This is a genomic window from Rhizobium sp. LCM 4573 (assembly GCF_001854865.1).
Classification (GTDB): domain Bacteria; phylum Pseudomonadota; class Alphaproteobacteria; order Rhizobiales; family Rhizobiaceae; genus Neorhizobium.
Map to the genome: position 1 here is coordinate 315925 of NZ_MDDW01000003.1, position 16534 is coordinate 332458.

The 16534-nt window shown below is 60.6% G+C and carries 14 protein-coding genes and 1 pseudogene; 2 read left to right on the forward strand and 13 right to left on the reverse strand.

Going from position 1 to position 16534, the window contains the following annotated elements:
• Positions 1–8: 8 nt before the first annotated feature.
• The 4 genes from LCM4573_RS08315 to LCM4573_RS08330 form a co-directional block, all read right to left on the reverse strand.
• Positions 9–1139: an ABC transporter permease gene (locus LCM4573_RS08315; protein WP_071005784.1), complete on the reverse strand. Its 1131-nt coding sequence runs from the start codon at positions 1137–1139 to the stop codon at positions 9–11.
• A gap of 1 nt (position 1140) precedes the next feature.
• On the reverse strand, positions 1141–2148 hold the full coding sequence (locus tag LCM4573_RS08320; protein WP_071005785.1) for an ABC transporter permease: 1008 nt from the start codon (positions 2146–2148) through the stop codon (positions 1141–1143).
• A gap of 114 nt (positions 2149–2262) precedes the next feature.
• Positions 2263–4350 carry an ABC transporter substrate-binding protein gene (locus LCM4573_RS08325; RefSeq protein WP_071005786.1) on the reverse strand — a complete coding sequence of 696 codons (2088 nt, stop codon included), beginning with the start codon at positions 4348–4350 and terminating at the stop codon, positions 2263–2265.
• Between the two features lie 121 nt (positions 4351–4471).
• Positions 4472–5938: an alpha-glucosidase/alpha-galactosidase gene (locus tag LCM4573_RS08330; RefSeq protein WP_071005787.1), complete on the reverse strand. Its 1467-nt coding sequence runs from the start codon at positions 5936–5938 to the stop codon at positions 4472–4474.
• 200 nt (positions 5939–6138) lie between these two features.
• Between LCM4573_RS08330 and LCM4573_RS08335 the strand changes: the two genes are divergently transcribed.
• Positions 6139–7038, forward strand: coding sequence for an AraC family transcriptional regulator (locus tag LCM4573_RS08335; protein WP_071005788.1), 900 nt, complete (start codon positions 6139–6141; stop codon positions 7036–7038).
• Positions 7039–7249: 211 nt separating this feature from the next.
• On the opposite strand, the gene LCM4573_RS08340 is transcribed toward LCM4573_RS08335, so the two are convergent.
• A complete protein-coding gene (locus LCM4573_RS08340; protein ID WP_071005789.1) occupies positions 7250–7876 on the reverse strand; it encodes a bifunctional 2-polyprenyl-6-hydroxyphenol methylase/3-demethylubiquinol 3-O-methyltransferase UbiG in 627 nt (208 codons plus the stop codon).
• 191 nt (positions 7877–8067) lie between these two features.
• Here LCM4573_RS08340 and LCM4573_RS28850 point away from each other — a divergent pair.
• A pseudogene (locus LCM4573_RS28850) lies at positions 8068–8372 on the forward strand (excisionase family DNA-binding protein); the annotation flags it as partial.
• On the opposite strand, the gene LCM4573_RS28060 reads toward LCM4573_RS28850, so the two are convergent.
• From LCM4573_RS28060 to LCM4573_RS08380, 8 genes are all read right to left on the reverse strand, one after another.
• A complete protein-coding gene (locus LCM4573_RS28060; RefSeq protein WP_157895496.1) occupies positions 8369–8542 on the reverse strand; it encodes a hypothetical protein in 174 nt (57 codons plus the stop codon). The pseudogene LCM4573_RS28850 and the gene LCM4573_RS28060 overlap by 4 nt on opposite strands.
• Before the next feature lie 52 nt (positions 8543–8594).
• A complete protein-coding gene (locus LCM4573_RS08350; protein WP_071005790.1) occupies positions 8595–10028 on the reverse strand; it encodes an aldehyde dehydrogenase family protein in 1434 nt (477 codons plus the stop codon).
• A gap of 54 nt (positions 10029–10082) precedes the next feature.
• Positions 10083–10874, reverse strand: a complete 792-nt coding sequence (locus LCM4573_RS08355; protein WP_338012577.1) for an SDR family NAD(P)-dependent oxidoreductase — start codon at positions 10872–10874, stop codon at positions 10083–10085.
• A complete protein-coding gene (locus LCM4573_RS08360) occupies positions 10871–11830 on the reverse strand; it encodes a carbohydrate kinase family protein (RefSeq protein WP_071005791.1) in 960 nt (319 codons plus the stop codon). Before LCM4573_RS08360 ends, LCM4573_RS08355 begins: the two co-directional genes overlap by 4 nt.
• An 18-nt stretch (positions 11831–11848) precedes the next feature.
• Positions 11849–12835: an ABC transporter permease gene (locus LCM4573_RS08365; protein ID WP_071005792.1), complete on the reverse strand. Its 987-nt coding sequence runs from the start codon at positions 12833–12835 to the stop codon at positions 11849–11851.
• A 2-nt stretch (positions 12836–12837) separates the two neighbouring features.
• Entirely contained in the window at positions 12838–13869 is a 1032-nt protein-coding gene (locus LCM4573_RS08370) for an ABC transporter permease (protein WP_071005793.1), read from the reverse strand.
• Positions 13866–15389, reverse strand: coding sequence for a sugar ABC transporter ATP-binding protein (locus tag LCM4573_RS08375; protein WP_071005794.1), 1524 nt, complete (start codon positions 15387–15389; stop codon positions 13866–13868). Before LCM4573_RS08375 ends, LCM4573_RS08370 begins: the two co-directional genes overlap by 4 nt.
• A 70-nt stretch (positions 15390–15459) precedes the next feature.
• The gene (locus tag LCM4573_RS08380) at positions 15460–16488 is read right to left on the reverse strand and encodes a sugar ABC transporter substrate-binding protein (RefSeq protein ID WP_071005795.1); all 1029 of its coding nucleotides are present in this window, start codon (positions 16486–16488) and stop codon (positions 15460–15462) included.
• Positions 16489–16534: the final 46 nt, after the last annotated feature.

Consider the following 16534-nt stretch of genomic DNA (forward strand, 5'->3'; position numbering starts at 1 on the left):
TCATCACCTCAATATGGATCGACCGCATCGCGCAGACCGTCACCCAAGGCGTTGAACGCAAAGACGGTGACGAGCACGAAGCCGACGGGTGCGAGAATCCAGGGATAGGTCCCGATGACCGAATAGTTTGCCGTATCCTGCAGCATCAGTCCCCAGGAGATCAGCGGCGGCTTCACGGCAAAGCCGAGGAAGCCTAGGAAGGACTCCAGGAGGACGACATGCGGGATCGCCAGCGTCACGGCRACGATCACATGGCTCAGGACATTGGGAAAGATGTGCTGGAAGATGATGCGTCGGTCCGTGGCACCGATCGCCATCGCCGCCCGCACATAATCGATGCGCGCCAGAGCAAGCGTCTTGCCGCGTACCTCGCGCGACATCTGCGCCCAGCCGAGCGCCGACATCACGAAGATGACAAAGGCGAGAAAGACGTTGGTCGGCGCGGTGATGGGGATCAGCGAGGTCAGCGCCAGATAGAGCGGCAATTGCGGAAAGGCGAGCACCAGTTCGACGAAGCGCTGCACCCAGACGTCGAAGCTTCCGCCGTAATAGCCCGAGACCATGCCGATCGTCGTGCCCACGACCGTTATGATGACGACCACGATCAAGGCGATCATCAGCGAGATTCGCGAGCCGATGATCGCACGCGACAGCACATCACGGCCGAATTTGTCGGTGCCGAGGAAATGCACCGGCTGCCCGTCGACCGAGCCAAAGAAATGCCGGTTCGCCGGAATGAAGCCAAAAAGATTGTATTCCGCACCCTTCACGAAGAAGCCGAGATGACGCGGATTATCATAGTCCGGCCCAACGATCGGCTGGAAGGTGACGGGATCGAGCTCTTCGGAATCCGCCAGCGCGTAGACGCGCGGCCAGACGAGCTTACCCTCCTTGTCGTGGAAGCTGATCGCCTGCGGCGGCGCAAAGCCGATATCCGTCGCCTTGGGGTCCACCGGCGCCAGAAAGTCCGCAAAGACGGCCATGATCATCAAAAGACCGACGAGGATCAGCCCCATCATGCCGGTCCAAGAGCGTTTCAGGCGCCGCCAGACGAGCGCCAGATAGCTCTCGTTGCCGTGCGGGCCGCTCTTGAGAGCTTCTTCCTGCTGCGGTGAAGATGAGGAGTCCAAAGCGTACATCTCAGGCTCCTTCGTATTGGCGGACCCGCGGGTCCAGCATCGCAAGCAGCATGTCGGCGATGATGTTGCCGACGATCAGCGTAGCCGACAGCACCATCATGAAGGTCGCGGTCACGTAGACGTCGCCGATCGCCATCGAGCCGACGATGGCGGGACCTACGGTCGGCAGCGCGAAGATGATCGCCGTCTCGATCTCGCCGGTCAGCATGTAGGGAAGCACGACACCCTGGTACATGACGAGCGGGTGCACCGCATTCGGCACCGCATGGCGCATCACGACGGCACCCTCCGACAGGCCCTTGGCCCGCGCCGTCTCGACATATTGCGCATTCAGCGTGTCCAGCAGATTGCCGCGCATGACGCGCATGTTATAGGCAAGCCCCCCGAAGGTGGCGATCGCCACGACCGGCCAGACATGGCTGACGAGATCGACGAACTTCGCCCATGACCAGGGCGCACCGCCATATTGCGGCGAGAAGAAGCTGCCGATTTCCGATACATCGAAGTGGAAGACGAGCAGGTAGACGATGATCAGCGCCATCAGAAAGCGCGGCACCGTCATGCCGAGAAAGGAAATGCCCGAAAGAAGGTTGTCGATCCAGGAATACTGGCGCGTCGCCGCCCATATGCCGAAGGCGATGCCGAGCACAGAGGCAAGCAAGTGGCAGACGAGGGCCAAAGCGAGCGTGCGCGGCAGACGCTCGCCGACAACGTCTGCGACCGGCTTGTTGTAGTACATGCTGTAGCCGAAATCGCCCTCGGTGATGATCCCCTTGATCCAGTTGACGTATTGGATGACGAGCGGCTTATCGAGGCCGTGCTCGGCGCGATAGGCCTGCGCCTGCGCCTCTGCCTGGGCGTAAGATGCGCCACTCTGATTGATGAGCTGCGAACGGATATAGTCGGCATAGTCGCCGGGCGGCGCCTGGATGATCGCGAAAGTCACCACGCTCAAAACGAAGAGCACGGGGATCGCAGACGCAATGCGCATGAGCAGGAATCGCAACATCGAACGGTTCGCTCTCCTTGCGGCCGGTCACGCCTTGTCGATGCAACCGGCTTGTTGGTCCCGTCCGGCCGCGCACCACGCGCGGCCGGATACTCGCTTCGTCAGGGAGGAGCTCTAGTTGATAGGGCCGTTTTCGCCCGGCTTGCCGGGAAGCTGCTCGGGGAAGAGTTCGTATTTGCCCTGCTTGTCGGCCGCGACCCACAGCCGTTCGCGGATAACGGAATCCTCAGCCCAGTTGAACATGAAGATCGGGGTGCCCTGCGGCACGTTGGAGAAGCGCTTGTTGATGATGAGCGCGCCGGGATATTCCGTCAGACCGACGGTATCGACATTCTCAGTCGCGGTCTTCTGATACTGTTTCATCAGGGCAACCCGCTCGTCATTGTCCTGGCTGGTGCGGAACTTGTTGATGATATCGGCAAGCTCCTCCTCATAGGGCATGAGGTCGAGCTTGCCATCCTTGCCGGCGCGGTGATGCCAGCTCGTGCGGGGGCCTACAGGGGCAAGCTGCTCCGTGCTCTGGACGACCGAAGCCAGCTCGGTGGTGTTGCGCTGGATCAGCCAGTCGAAGCGGCCGCTATAGTGAGCGTCATCCCGCTTCGGACCGTCGAGCGCATTGATGATGATCTTGAGCCCCAGTTTTTCCATCTGGCCGACAATGCCTTCGGCAAGGCTCTTGTCGGTGCTGTATCCGTTGTTGACCAGAAGCACGATCTCAACGTTTTTCCCTCCTTCGGTGCCGGCCGGGAAGTTCACGAAACCGTCGCCATCCGTATCCTTGAGACCGACCTTCTCAAGCAGCCCCTTGGCGCTTTCGAGATCATGGGGATAGTAGACGACGGAGTTTCTGTCGTAGAAGCTCGTGCCGGATACCAGGCCACCGGGATAGATCGCCGTGAACGGTCCCTTGACCAGCGAGTCGCCCAGCGCCTTGCGGTCGACCGCCATCGTGATTGCCTTGCGGAAATCCTCGTTGCGGTTCAGCTCGCGGATCGCCTGGCCGCGGGGATCGGGATCGCCCCAGCCGTTGGCGGAAAAATTCATGCGCAGATTGTAGCCGATGAGGCGCGGCCCGAAGGCGAGACGCGCGGGTGCGGTTTCCTCCGCGGCGCGCTTCAACGAGGCCACGAAGTTTTCCGGCTGCTCGAGATTGGAAATATCCCCGGAACCCGCAACCGCCTGCACGTCGCGGTCGGCCCAGGTCGAGAGCTTGTAATGCAGCTCGTTGAGGTAAGGCAGCTGGTTGCCCTCTTCGTCGACCTTCCAGTAATAAGGATTGCGGCGCATCACGATGATGTCGTCCGAGCGATATTCAACCGGAACCCAGCCGCCCATGACCGGCATGTTCAGGAATTCCGGCGGGAAGGCATTCTTGAACTGGTTATAGGTGTTCTTCGAATATTTGGGATGCTGGGGTTTCAGCAGATGTGACGGCCCCGGGCAGAAGTTCGGATAGGCCATCGTATAGAGATACTGTTTCGGGAAGGCCTCCTTGAAGGTCCATTCCACCGTATAGGCATCGATCTTCTTCAGCACCGTGCCCTCGCCGAAGGCTTCCGGCGACGCGCCGCCGCCAAGCGGCGAAACATTGGGATCGATGACCTCGTCTTCCCAGTAGAACATGATGTCGTCGGCATCGAAGGGATCGCCGTCGGACCACTTGGCGCCTTCGATCAGGTGCATGGTCAGCTTGTGACCGTCCTCGGACCACTCCCAGCTCTTGGCGAGGTTCGGAAGCGGTTCGGTATCCTTCGCCTCGATCTGAAAGAGCGGTGCGGTGCGCGTCAGGCATTCCGAAAGGCCGATGTCGATGCCGCCCCAGCCCTGCGTCTGGCCGGCACCATAGTTCCAACCCTCAGGGCGACCGCCGATGACATGGCGCATCGTATCGCCATAGACCCCGATACCGTCGGGCATGTTTTCGGTCTTGAAGACGAGCGGCTCCTTGGGCAGACGATCCTTGACGGGCGGCAGCTTGCCCGTTTCGACGAAATTCTTCGTCACCCAATCCGGCTCGCGATATTCAGGCAGCGCCTTGAATTCGAGAATGGAATCGCGGGTCACGTATTTGATCTTGCCTTCCGCCGGAAACTGCGGCGGAACCGGCGGGGTGGTCGGCTCGGATGCGGCGGCATTCACCGCCGCTATTGAAACGCCAAGCGCCAATCCGGCACGAATGCCGATCTCTCGTAAATTCGTCATCGTCTTTCTCCTCCTCTTCCGGAGCGCTTCGACACGCCTCCGCTTCTCCTCGAACGACAATGAAAAAAGCTCCCCAATACCTCTCTCCTCGGAGGCCTTTCCCGACGCTTTCCGCCAGACCTCAGACAGCCCGCTTGAGCGCTTCTTTTTCGGCCCGCAATTCCTCGATGGAGCGGATGTTGCGCCGCGCCGCACCCGCCCATTCGCGCGTCTTCACCTTCGCACTTGCAAGCCGCTCCCTGGCGGCGGGAACCGCATGGGCATATTGCGGCAGCCAGCGAGCCTGGGCGACGACCATTTCGTCGACCATCTGCCAGACCTCCTCAGGCGTCGCGACGGCCCCCACCAGTGGATCGTGCAGGACGGCGAGTTTGAGAAGATCGATATCGCCGCTGATCGCCGCATGCACCGACATGCGCTGCACATTGATGGAGGAAATGCAGGTCGCGGCGCAGGCTTCCGGAATGGTGATGCCGGAGACCATGTTGATGCCGAAGCGATCGACGAAACCGGGTGACTCGATGATCGCGTCCGAAGGCAGGTTGGCGATCACGCCGTTGTTCTTGACGTTGAAATGGCCGCGATAGACGCGCCCCGTCTCCAGCGCTTCCAGGATATGGCTTGCATGCTCGTTGGAACGCATGGCCGCATCGATCGGCTTTTCGGCCGAGGCGAGAAATTGCGGGAATTCCGTTTCGAACCAGTTTCGTGTCTCTGTGGAATGCCGCAGGTAACCGCCGGTCTCCCCATGGATCCAGTTCGACATGTCGATCCATTTGGTGATCTCTTCCGGCCGCTTGCGATACCAGGGCAGGTATTCGGAAAGATGCCCGTTGCTTTCGGTCGAATAGACGCCGAAGCGTTTCAGGACATCGATGCGCAACTTCTCCTGCTGCGAATAGACCGGATGGGCCTCGAAGGCGGCAATGAGCTCGTCCTTGCCAATCTTGCGGCCGTTCAATTTCAGGTCGATGAACCAGGTCTGATGATTGATGCCGGAGCAGATATAGTCCAGCTCCTTGACGGATTTGGCGCCAAGGACCTCGGCGATCTGCTCGGCGCCATGCTGGACACCGTGGCAGAGACCGACGGTATCAACCTTGCCGTATTCGATGGCTGCCCAGGTGTTCATCGCCATCGGATTCGCATAATTCAGGAACTTCGCGCCGGGGGCTGCGACCTCACGGATATCCTTGCAGAAATCGAGGATGACCGGGATGTTGCGCTGACCATAGAGAATGCCGCCGGCGCAGATGGTATCACCGACACACTGGTCAATGCCGTATTTCAGTGGAATGCGGATGTCGTCGGCATAGGCTTCCAGGCCGCCGACGCGCACGCAGCTCATGATATAGCGCGCACCCTCCAATGCCTTGCGGCGATCGGTGGTCGCCGTCACTTTCGTTGGCAGCTTGTTGGATTCGACGATCTTGTCGAGGATCGCCTTGATCATCTGAAGATTGTGCTCGCTGATATCGGTGAGAGCGAATTCGACGTCGGCGAATTCTGGAACGCAAAGGATGTCCGTGAACAGTTTCTTCGTGAAGCCGACGCTGCCTGCTCCGATGATAGCGATTTTGAAACTCATGATTCACATCCTCATTGCGAACTGAAGGCGGAAGCCGGCGGTGGTAGCTACAGGATGACAGTCCCGAAAGCTGCGGCATGAAAAGCTTGGAAAAGCTGGCATAGCGATGCCAAATCCTCCCGAAAACCTTCCTCCAACTTCTCCTCGGACAAGGATTATGCGTATATTCCGGCAGGGGGCCAGAGAAGGATTATGCTATTATGGGTAATTTTGTGCTGCGGAATCTCATTGCAGCCGGCCCTGGCATGCGAACCGTTTCGCTGCCGCGTGGACGCCAGACGCTCCATACCATGCCGACCAGTAGCGGTTATGAGATAAGGAAGGGTCCCACCTATGACTGGGACGGGCGAAAGCGTGGTCAGGCGCCTTTCACGGTCCTGCAACATTGCATCAGCGGACGGGGGAACCTGCGCTACGAAAATCGCAGGATGCATGTCAAACCCGGTGAAACACTGCTGTTGCTCATTCCACATAATCACCGCTACTGGCTCGAGCGCGATGAGGAATGGGAATTTTTCTGGATATCGATGAATGGCGAGGAGGCTTTGAGGATCCACCGTTCCATCCTGGCGATGACCGGTCCAATCCTGCACCTGCAACCCCAGACGATCGATCGCCTGGCGCATTGCTGCCATCGGCTCATGACCGGCGGAGAAACACCGGGCGCGGCATCGGCGACCGCCTATGAGGCAGCCATGCTGCTTTATGACGACGTCTTCGGCTCACATCCCACATTCAGCCAGGAATATCGAACGATGCAACATGTGCTCAGTTACATCGACAGTCATCTGGATGAGCGTCTCTCGGTCAGTGATCTGGCGGCCGTGGTCGGTCTGAGCAGGGCCCATTTTTCCCGCATTTTCACGGCCAGCGAGGGACTGCCGCCAGCCGAATTCGTTCTGCAGAAGAGGCTTCGTCGGGCCGCCAAGCTGCTGACGAAAGCCGCCGAAATGCCTATAAAGGAAGTATCGGCACTCTGCGGCTTCGAGGACCCAAATTACTTCTCGAAGGTATTCCGCCGCCTTTATGGCACGAACCCGAGCGATTTCCGCACGACGGGCATGTATGCGGCCGTCACCACGCAGCGAAAAAGAGCCTGAATACCCCCTTGTCAATTGCCGCGAAAGATCGCTTTGGGGCAAAACGTTGCTTTTAAAAGGTGGTCAGGTAGTAACGCCCCATAAAACGGCACCTCTGCGCCCCAAGTCAGCCAGAAAGGATCTTTGCCTTCACTCGACGTCGACATTGCGGTGCCCCATCTAGAGTTCATAGTCGCGCCACAACCGACCACTCCCGCAAGTTCTGTGGGCGTCACGCCCGCCTCGCCCGAACGCTCAGCCATCGATCATGAGGCCTTCCGACGCACCGACGTATCTCGCTGACGATCCAGTCGGCGTCTGTGAGTGCGCTCCGCAGGGCAGATTCGCGCCAGTACGTCTCAACGTAGCGCCGAGGCGCTGCAGCACTGCCATGCGTGGACACATCCTCGCCGTCGCCCTCTCTTACCGAGGCGTGTAGCCGGCCGCCGGTCCGGGTCGCTTCGGCAAGCCGTCCAAGCACCGTGCCGAAATCCTCGCGCGCAACATGAATCAGGCAGRCACAGGCCCAGATCCCGTCATACGGCATGCCGGGGCGCTGCGGGTCGGCCAAGTCCTCAGTCAGCGGATCCAACAGGTCAGCCTCGAAGCCACTCTCGCGAAGCAGTTCGACGAAACCCTTCGAGATGTCGGTACGCCTGACGCTAATTCCCCGCTTCTCAAGCTCAAGTGCATCTCTCCCGCCACCGCTTCCAATCTCCAGCACCCTACCCGAGCCGCCCAGCCCGGACACGAACGCATCGATCTCTGACGCGACCCATTCGGGCATCGCCGCAGCCTCGGCAGCGTACTTAGCCGCGACCGCATCATAGGACCGCACTGTGTCTAGGTCGGTGCCCACCCTAAGCTTCCTCTTCAAGACAAGAGGCCGATGAGCGGGAGGCCCATCAGCCCGCTGCGCCGTCCACAGCTCGCAGCTGGTGACATCGCAGGCGATTTGCTTCCCCAGCTTTAGCAGAAATGCGGTCAGAGACACCACCGACCGATTGCCAATTGCTGCCGGGCGGCGATGACACAACCAAAGAGTCGTTTGAGGTCACGCTCACGCCGGCATTATCCAGCCTGTTGTTGGAGTTACTGCGTCATATTGGAAGGGTGACGCTGTGATTCTTGTTCCGGTAAACCAGATGCTCACAACGCAACAAGCAGCTGATATCCTTAATGTCTCCCGTCCGTATTTGATATCCCTTCTTGAGAAGGGTGAAATCGAACACACCCTTGCGGGACGGCATAGGCGGATCAACGCGGATCGACTGTTTGCTTATAAAAAAGCCCGAGATGAAAAACGAAGTGAAGCACTCTCTGCACTTGCGGAAATGGATGCGGACTTACTCTAGGCCTGTTTGCAAATAGGTTTGCCGCTTTCGTAGATGCGTGCGCAATCGCTGAAACCCTTCGGCAAAATCTGCTGTTGGCGGAGGCGGAATTCTTCCACCTCTACTGAGCAGAGCCAAGCAACCGGCAGGAGGTCGGCATGGTCAAAATGCAGGGCTATTTTCATTTGCATGAACCAATTCCAGGAGGCACCAACGCGAAAAACCGATCTGCTCAACTCCGGTCTAGGCAATCTGATAGCCCCCGGTCGCCTTGATCTCCAGAAAATCCGCAAGGCCGAATTCACCGTGCTCGCGGCCGTTGCCCGACTGCTTGAAGCCGCCGAATGGGGATGCGGCATCCCAGTCGGCATCGTTGATATAGACCATTCCGACGCGCAGCTGCCGCGCGATCCGACGAGCCGCGGCATTGTCCTTCGTCTGAATATAGCCGGCGAGACCATAGATCGTGTCGTTGGCTATTCGCACGGCATCGTCTTCGTCCGTATAGCCGAGGATCGACAGAACGGGGCCGAAGATCTCCTCGCGCGCGATCGTCATATCCGGCGTCACATGGGAAAAAACGGTCGGGCGCACATAGTAGCCACGATTTAGGCCCTGCGGGCGGCCCAGACCACCCGCGACAAGACGAGCGCCTTCCGAAATCCCGCTTTCGATGAGCGCTTGGATGCGCTCGTATTGCTGGCGGTTGACCACCGGCCCCTGTTCCGAAGCGGGATCGCTGGGCGCGCCCACGCGGATCGCATCGGCCGTGCGGGCGGCGATGTGGGCGGCCTCTTCCATCCTGTCGTGCGGCACCAGCATGCGGGTGGGCGCCTTGCAGGCCTGGCCGCAGTTCGTGTAGCAGCCGTGCACGCCGCGAACGATGGCTTCCTCGAAATCGGCGTCCGGCAGGATAATATTGGCCGACTTGCCGCCGAGCTCCTGGTGCACGCGCTTGATTGTGTCTGCGGAGGCCTTTGCGACGGCGATACCCGCACGGGTCGATCCCGTGATCGACATCATGTCGATATCCGGATGGCGCGACATCGCCTCGCCCACGATCTGGCCCTCACCGTTGATGTAATTGTAAACGCCAGGCGGGAAGCCCGCCTCGTTCACCAGTTCGCTGAAGCGGATGGAGCTGAGCGGCGAATATTCACTGGGTTTAACGACCATCGTACAGCCCGCGGCCAGCGCCGGTACGACCTTCACCACCAGCTGATTCATCGGCCAGTTCCACGGGGTGATCAGGCCGCAGACGCCAACAGCCTCGCGTGAGATCTGGACGTCGTCTCTTAGCTCCTCGAACCGATAGGTGGCGAGCACATCAATGATGGTTTCGAGATGCGCGCGGCCGACCCAAGCCTGCGCTGATTGCGAAAAGCTCGCGGTCGTGCCCATCTCCTCAGTCATCATCGCCGCAATCTCGTTGTAGTTCTCGTTGTAGAGTTCGAGAAGGCGCTGTAGCAGACGTCGACGCTCTGCCGGTGTTGTCATCGAATAGGACGAAAAGGCAGCCTTGGCCGCTGCTACGGCGCGATCGACGTCGTTCGCATCGCCCATCGCGATCTCGCAGATTGCCTCCTCGGTGGCAGGGTTGATGACCGTATGGCGGCCGGTACCGATCGGCTCGACCCAGGTTCCGTTGATCAGGAATTTCAAAGCGTTCGCGTGCATGACAGTCCTCGATAGGATGGGCGGGAAGGCGCGATGGTACCGCGCTGCGTTCCGTCAGTGGAAATAGATGCCGCCGCAGACATTGAGCGACTGGCCCGTCACGAAGTCCGACTGGTTGGAAGCGAAGAAACGGACGGGGCCGATAATGTCATCGGGATAGCCGAGCCGCTTCAACGATGCGACAGTCTCCCAGTGATGGATGGCCTCATCGCTGCCGAGATTGTTCTTGCCCATTTCGGTGAGGATGATGCCCGGGCAGATGGCGTTGACGGTGATGCCGTCCATGCCGACCTCCTGCGCAAGCACGCGCGTCAGCGTGATGACGGTCGATTTCGTCGCAGCATAATGGCCCTGCGTCGCGACACCCTGACGGCCGGCGATCGAGGCAATGTTGATGATGCGCCCGCTCTTTTTCGAGCGCATGTGCGGCAGCACCGCCTGGCACATCAAAAGCACGCCCTTGGCGTTGACGTCGAAATGAGCCTCCCAGTCCTTTTCGCTGAGGTCCTCCAGCGTCGACGGTTTGAGGATGCCGGCATTGTTGACAAGAACGTCGATGCCGCCGGCTTCGCCGAGGATCGTCTTCACCGTCGCCTCGATCTGCGGCTTCGAGGTCACGTCGAGTTCGTGCAGGAAGGCCCTGCGGCCGACAGCCCGGATTTCCGCAGCCGTTTCGTCGAGGGCTGCGCGTTGTGCGCCGAGGTCGAGGATCGCGACGTCGTAGCCGAATTCCGCAAGGCCGACAGCGATGGCCCGGCCGATGCCCCTGCTTGCCCCGGTGACGACGGCAACGCTGCCTGTTGGCATGATCTGCATGGTATTCCACTCCTGAATGATAAGGCTCACGCGGCGTTCTTGCGGCGGACGGGCAGGCTGTTCATAGCTTCAAGCGTATCATCGAACGAAACGAGCTTGCCGTCCGAGCCGAGGCCCATGGCGACGCGAGCCGCAACGGCAGAAGCGAATTGCGCGGCCTTGCGCAACTCCCAGCCCTTGATGATGCCGACGATGATGCCGGCGGTGAAGCTGTCGCCGCAGCCGGTCGTGTCCGAAACGGGAATATCAAAGGCGGGCAAGACGAAATCCTCACCGTTTTCCGGCGAGACATAGACACCATCCGCCCCCATCGTCAGGATGGCGTTCTTGACGCCGCGGGCCTTGTAGAAGCGGGCCACCTCGCGCGGATCGTACGTTCCGGCCATCTCTCCGGCCTCCTCGATGCTCGGCACAAAATAGTCGATAAAGGGAAGGCAGGGTTCGACCAGCGCGAAGGTCTCCGGATTGGCTTGGATGAGATCGAAGGTGGTGATGCGCCCGAGCCCCTTCGCCTTCTTGAGGAGACGGACCGTCGGCTCACCGTCAAAAGCCTTCAGGAGGCCGGTGCCGCCGACATGCACGACGCGGGCGTCGAGCGCAGCGTCGAGGTCCGCTTCCGCAACGGTGAAGACGGCCGCGGTGCCTGGTACATGTAGCGCCGGGCGCTCGCCGTTCGGCCGGACCGGCAGGATGGTCGCGGAGGTCTGGGTTTCGCCGCTACGCCTGACGAGCCGGCAATCAACGCCGAACTTCACCATCTTGGCCTGGAGAAAATCGCCCATCTCGTCATCGCCAACCGTGGTGACTGCCTGGGTGGAAAGGCCGAGGATGGCGCAATCGACGGCCGTCGCCCCTGCCGTGCCTGCCACGGTCATGCGGATTTCCTCGATATAGTCCRCACGCCCGCCATCCGGTATCCGCGTCACCGGACGTCCCAGGATATCCAGGACATAAAAGCCGATCGAACTCACATCAAAACGTGCCATGGACAAAGTCTCCGAATGTCAGTGGCTGCGGCCGCGCAGGCCGAAGCTGAGGGCAAGGATGAGGAAAACGAGCACGCCGACGCCGACCTGCTGCCAATAGAAGTTCCAGCCGACGAGCAGCAGACCGTTCTTGACGATGGCGAGCAGCGCCACGCCGAGCAGCGTGCCGACCACCGACGGGCGCCGCTCTGCGCTGATCGTCGTGCCAATGAAGGTCGCGCCGATCGCATCGAGCAGGAATGCATTGCCGGAAAGCGGAACATAGGAGCGCACCGTCGAGGACAGCAGGATGCCGGCGACGCCGCACAGGATGGCGCAGCCCACATAGACCAGCGACATGTTGAACGGCACGCGGATGCCCGAATACCAGGCAACACCCGGCTGCGTGCCGAATGCGCGGACATAGCGGCCGAAGACGGAGTGATGCAGTGCGCAGTAAACGGCGCCGACACACACGGCCAGAACGAGGAGTGGTATGGGAAGACCGAGTAGCTGCGAGCGGACAATGGCGTTGAACACCGAAGCGAAATCGCCTGTCACGAGATAGATCGGTTGGCCGCCGCCGGTTGCGATCTGTTGCACGCTTTGGCCGATGAAGAGCACGCCGAGCGTCGCCAGGAACGGGCTGATCTTCAGCCRCGTGATCAGAATGGCGTTGAGAAGGCCTACCGCTGCGGCGGCGCCCACACCGACGACAACGCCGAAGAAGGCGCCATAGCCAGCGGCCAGCAACATGATGAAAACCATGCTCGCCATGTCCACGGAAACGCCGACGGACAGGTCGATCCCGCCAGCCGTGATGACGATCGTCATGCCAAGTGCGACGATCGCGAGCATCACGACGTTGTTCAAGAGGACGTTATAGAGATTGGCCCCTGTGAAGAACGTGGGGCTCGCCAGCGAGAACGCCACCAGCAGGCCGGCGAAGGCGAGGACGACTGCGTAGCGGGAGACCTTCTCCGCAGAAAAGATATTGCCGGCTCGCGACTGTGCTTGCGCGCTCATGATCAACGCTCCGAGGGTTTGGCAAAGGATGTGGCGGCGACGACAAGCAGGATCAGCGTGCCCTGTACACCGGTTACCCAATAGCTGGACACGTTGAGGAGCTGAAAGCCGTTGGCGAGGAAGCCGATGAACAGGGTGCTGAGGATGGTGCCTCCGGCAGTGGGCACGAAACGGCGGGAAAAGACGGTTCCAAGCAGGGCTGCCGCGATAATCGACAGCAGCAATTCTCCCGTGCCAGGTGTACTGGCGCTGAGGCGGGAGACGAGCAGGATGCTCCCCAACCCGGCGCAGAGACCCGCGAAGAGATAGGTACCACCAACATAAGCGCCGACATCGATGCCCGCCGCGCGCGCCGCCTCGGGATGTCCGCCGACAGCGTAGAGCCTGAGGCCGGAGCCCGTAAAATGCAGGAGCGCCATCATGAAGAGCGTGAAGACGATGAGGCACCAGGCCAGCACGGAGACGCCCATAAAGGATCCGACGGCGATGTTCATCGTGAAGTCGGACGCCATCGAGACGACGGTGTTCTGCGTCAGGATGAGTTCCGCACCCGCGACGATGTTCATGACGGCGAGTGTCGCAAGCAGCGGCAGGATATTCAGCCACACGACGGCCACGGCGTTGAGGAGCCCAACGAGGATGCCCGTGCCGACGGTCATGGCAAGCGTCACAGGCAGCGGGAAACCCGCCGTCGTCGAGACGGCGAAAACCGCCGCGCACAGGCCGGTATTGGCGGCAAGTGAGAGGTCGATGCCGCCGGTCTGCACATCGCTTCCACCACCGATGACGACGACCGACATGCCGAAGGCCAGAACACCGAGCACCGCAGATTGCTCCACGACGTTGAGAATGTTGTAGAAGTTCAAGAAGCCCGGCGCCATCAGCGCAAAGTAGATCAGGATGACAGCAAACGTGCCGATCGCGCCCGTCCGCACGAGCATCGTGCCGAGTGCCTTTCGACGTGCCGTTCCAGTCACAACCGGACTTTCCACTCCGCTCATCACCAATTCTCGGTTTGCTGGGGTCATGGTCATGCCGATATCCTCCGTGGGGAGATCCTTGCGCCGGACGCTGCCGAGAGCAGCACGTCGCTGTCGAGCTCACCGACCCCGTATTCGTTGATTAGTTCGCCGCGATAGATGACAAGCACCCGATCGCAGAAGCCCGCGAGCTCCAGTAGGTCCGACGACATGAAAAGGATCGCAGCACCTTCGGCGGCAAGGCGGTTCAATAGCGTATAGATCTCAACTTTGGCGCCGACGTCGACGGCGACGGTCGGCTCGTCGAGGATGTAGACCTTGGACTGGCAGCTCAGCCACTTGGCGAGCGCCACCTTCTGCTGGTTGCCGCCCGACAGTGTCTTGACCAGTGCATCGCGGTGCGGCGTTTTGATCGAAAGCTCCTGGATGAACCCGTCGACCGATGCATTTTCCGAAGCGCGCGAGACGAAGCCGGCTTTGCTATAGCGCGAGAGGCTGGCAAGCGAGATGTTTTCGCGCACCGAAAGCCCAAGTGCAACGCCATGCGCGCGCCTGTCTTCGGGCACGAGCGCCACCTCGCCCGACACGGCCGCCACCGGCGACGGGAAGTGGACCACCTTGTCATCGATGGTGACAGAACCGCGGTCGGGACGGTCGAGGCCGAAGAGGCACTGGATGAGTTCCTTCACGCCAGAACCGAGCAGCCCGGTCAGGCCGACGACCTCCCCCGCCTTCACGTCGAAGGAGATATCGTGGAAATGTGGGGTTGAGCCAAGGCCGGACACCTCAAGAACCGGCGCGCCGACCGTATTGTTGCGCCGGGGAAACATCTCGCCGACGTCGCGGTTGATCATCATCGCGACGATATCATCGATTGAAGTGGTTCGCGGGTCGACGACGCCGACATCCGTGCCGTTGCGCATCACCGTGACGGTGTCGCAGAGATCCTCGATCTCCTTCATGTAATGTGAGATGAAGATGACCGCGATGCCCTCCTCCTTGAGACGGCGCAGCACGCGGAAGAGACTGTCGACCTCTCTCTTCACCAGCGCGGCGGTCGGCTCGTCGAGCACGAGCACCGAAGCCTTCTGGGCAAGAGCACGGGTGATCTGGACGATCTTCTGCTGGGCGGTGGTCAAGTCCTGGACGAGCGTGCCGGATGGCAGATCGAGGTCAAAATATTGCTTGAGAAGCGCGGATGCTCGCCGCGCCATTTCGCGGTGATTGATGAAAGGACCTATCTTCGGTTCATGATGCAGGAAGATCGCTTCGGCGATCGTGGCGGTCGGCACCAGAAGGCGGTCCTGATGGATGAAGTGAATGCCAAGGCGCTCGACGCTTGCGGGCGTCAGCCTCGACACGGTCTCGCCATTGATGCGGATGGTCCCCGTATCCGGTTTCAGGATGCCCGCCAGCACTTTGATAATGGTCGACTTGCCCGCACCGTTCTGCCCGACAAGCCCGTGGATCGAACCACGCGCAACCGTGAGGTCGGCCTCGACGAGCGCCTTCACGACGCCGAAGCTCTTGGATATGCCGCGCATGTCGATGGCAAGGTTTTGCTCAGACGCCATGGTGTCCTCCCGCGAACTTTCAAAGAGTTTGCCGTGCCGCCCACGATGGGCGGCACGGCGCGAGCGCGGCTCAGTTCGCCGCACCTTCCTTCTTGGGGAGGAAAGGACCAGCCGTCTCCTTGGCGTTTTCCTTGGTGATCAGAACCGCCGGCACGAAGGTGAAGGGCGGCACATGCTCGCCGGCCAGGTAGCGCGCCGCGTTGCGGGCAGCCGAGCGGCCGATCTCGTAGGGCTGCTGCGCACCAACGGCGCCGGCCGCCGATTCCGGGTTCGCGACCATTTCGACGACTTCAGGGCTGCCGTCGATCGCGTAGGTCTTAATGCCCTTGCGGCCAGCCGCCTCGATCGCCTGCGTCGCGCCAATCTGCGGAATATCCCAGCAGGCCCAGACCGCGGAAATGTCCCCTTCGTTCGGATACTTGGTCAGCATGTCGGTCACATTCGAATAGGCGCTCTGCACTGTGTTCGGAATGACGTCGCGCAGTTCCGGCTCGATGATCTTCACGTCCGGATAACTCTGCAGCACGTATTTGAGTTGGTCGTAACGGATCTTACAGACCGGCACGCCGTAGAAACCGTTGAACACCAGCACGTTGCCCTTGCCGCCCATGTCGGCAACCATCTGCAAGGCAACCTCGGAAGCCAGCGAATAGTTGTTCGACGTGCTGTTGTTGAGGGAATAGGGCGTGGCCGTATCGACCGTGAAGAGCGGAATATCGGCATCCCGGATACGCTTCAGCCACGGATTAAGGACGTCGAGGTTGCCGAGCATCTCGATGATGGCGTCGGGTTTCTGCGCGATCAGCGTCTGAAGCTGCGAGACATGGGTCTGGTCATTGCGCTTGGCATCGAGTGCGATCGGCTCGCCGCCGAGCGCCTTCACCTCGTCGATGATGCCCTGGTAGGCCATCAGGTCCCAGTGGTGATCGGTTCCGACCGCCGAAATGCCGATGCGCTTGCCAGAGAGCGACAGCGTTTCCGTGCCGGAATTCTGCCCCATGGAGGCGCTGCTCCAGGCGCAGACGCCGGCGGCGAGCGTCAGCATAGCGGCTGTCGCCTTGAAGAAATTGCGGCGGCTCTTGTTCTTTGTCTGTGACATGGACCTTCTCCTCCCGAGTGTTGTCCCAGTTTCGCCGATGACCGGC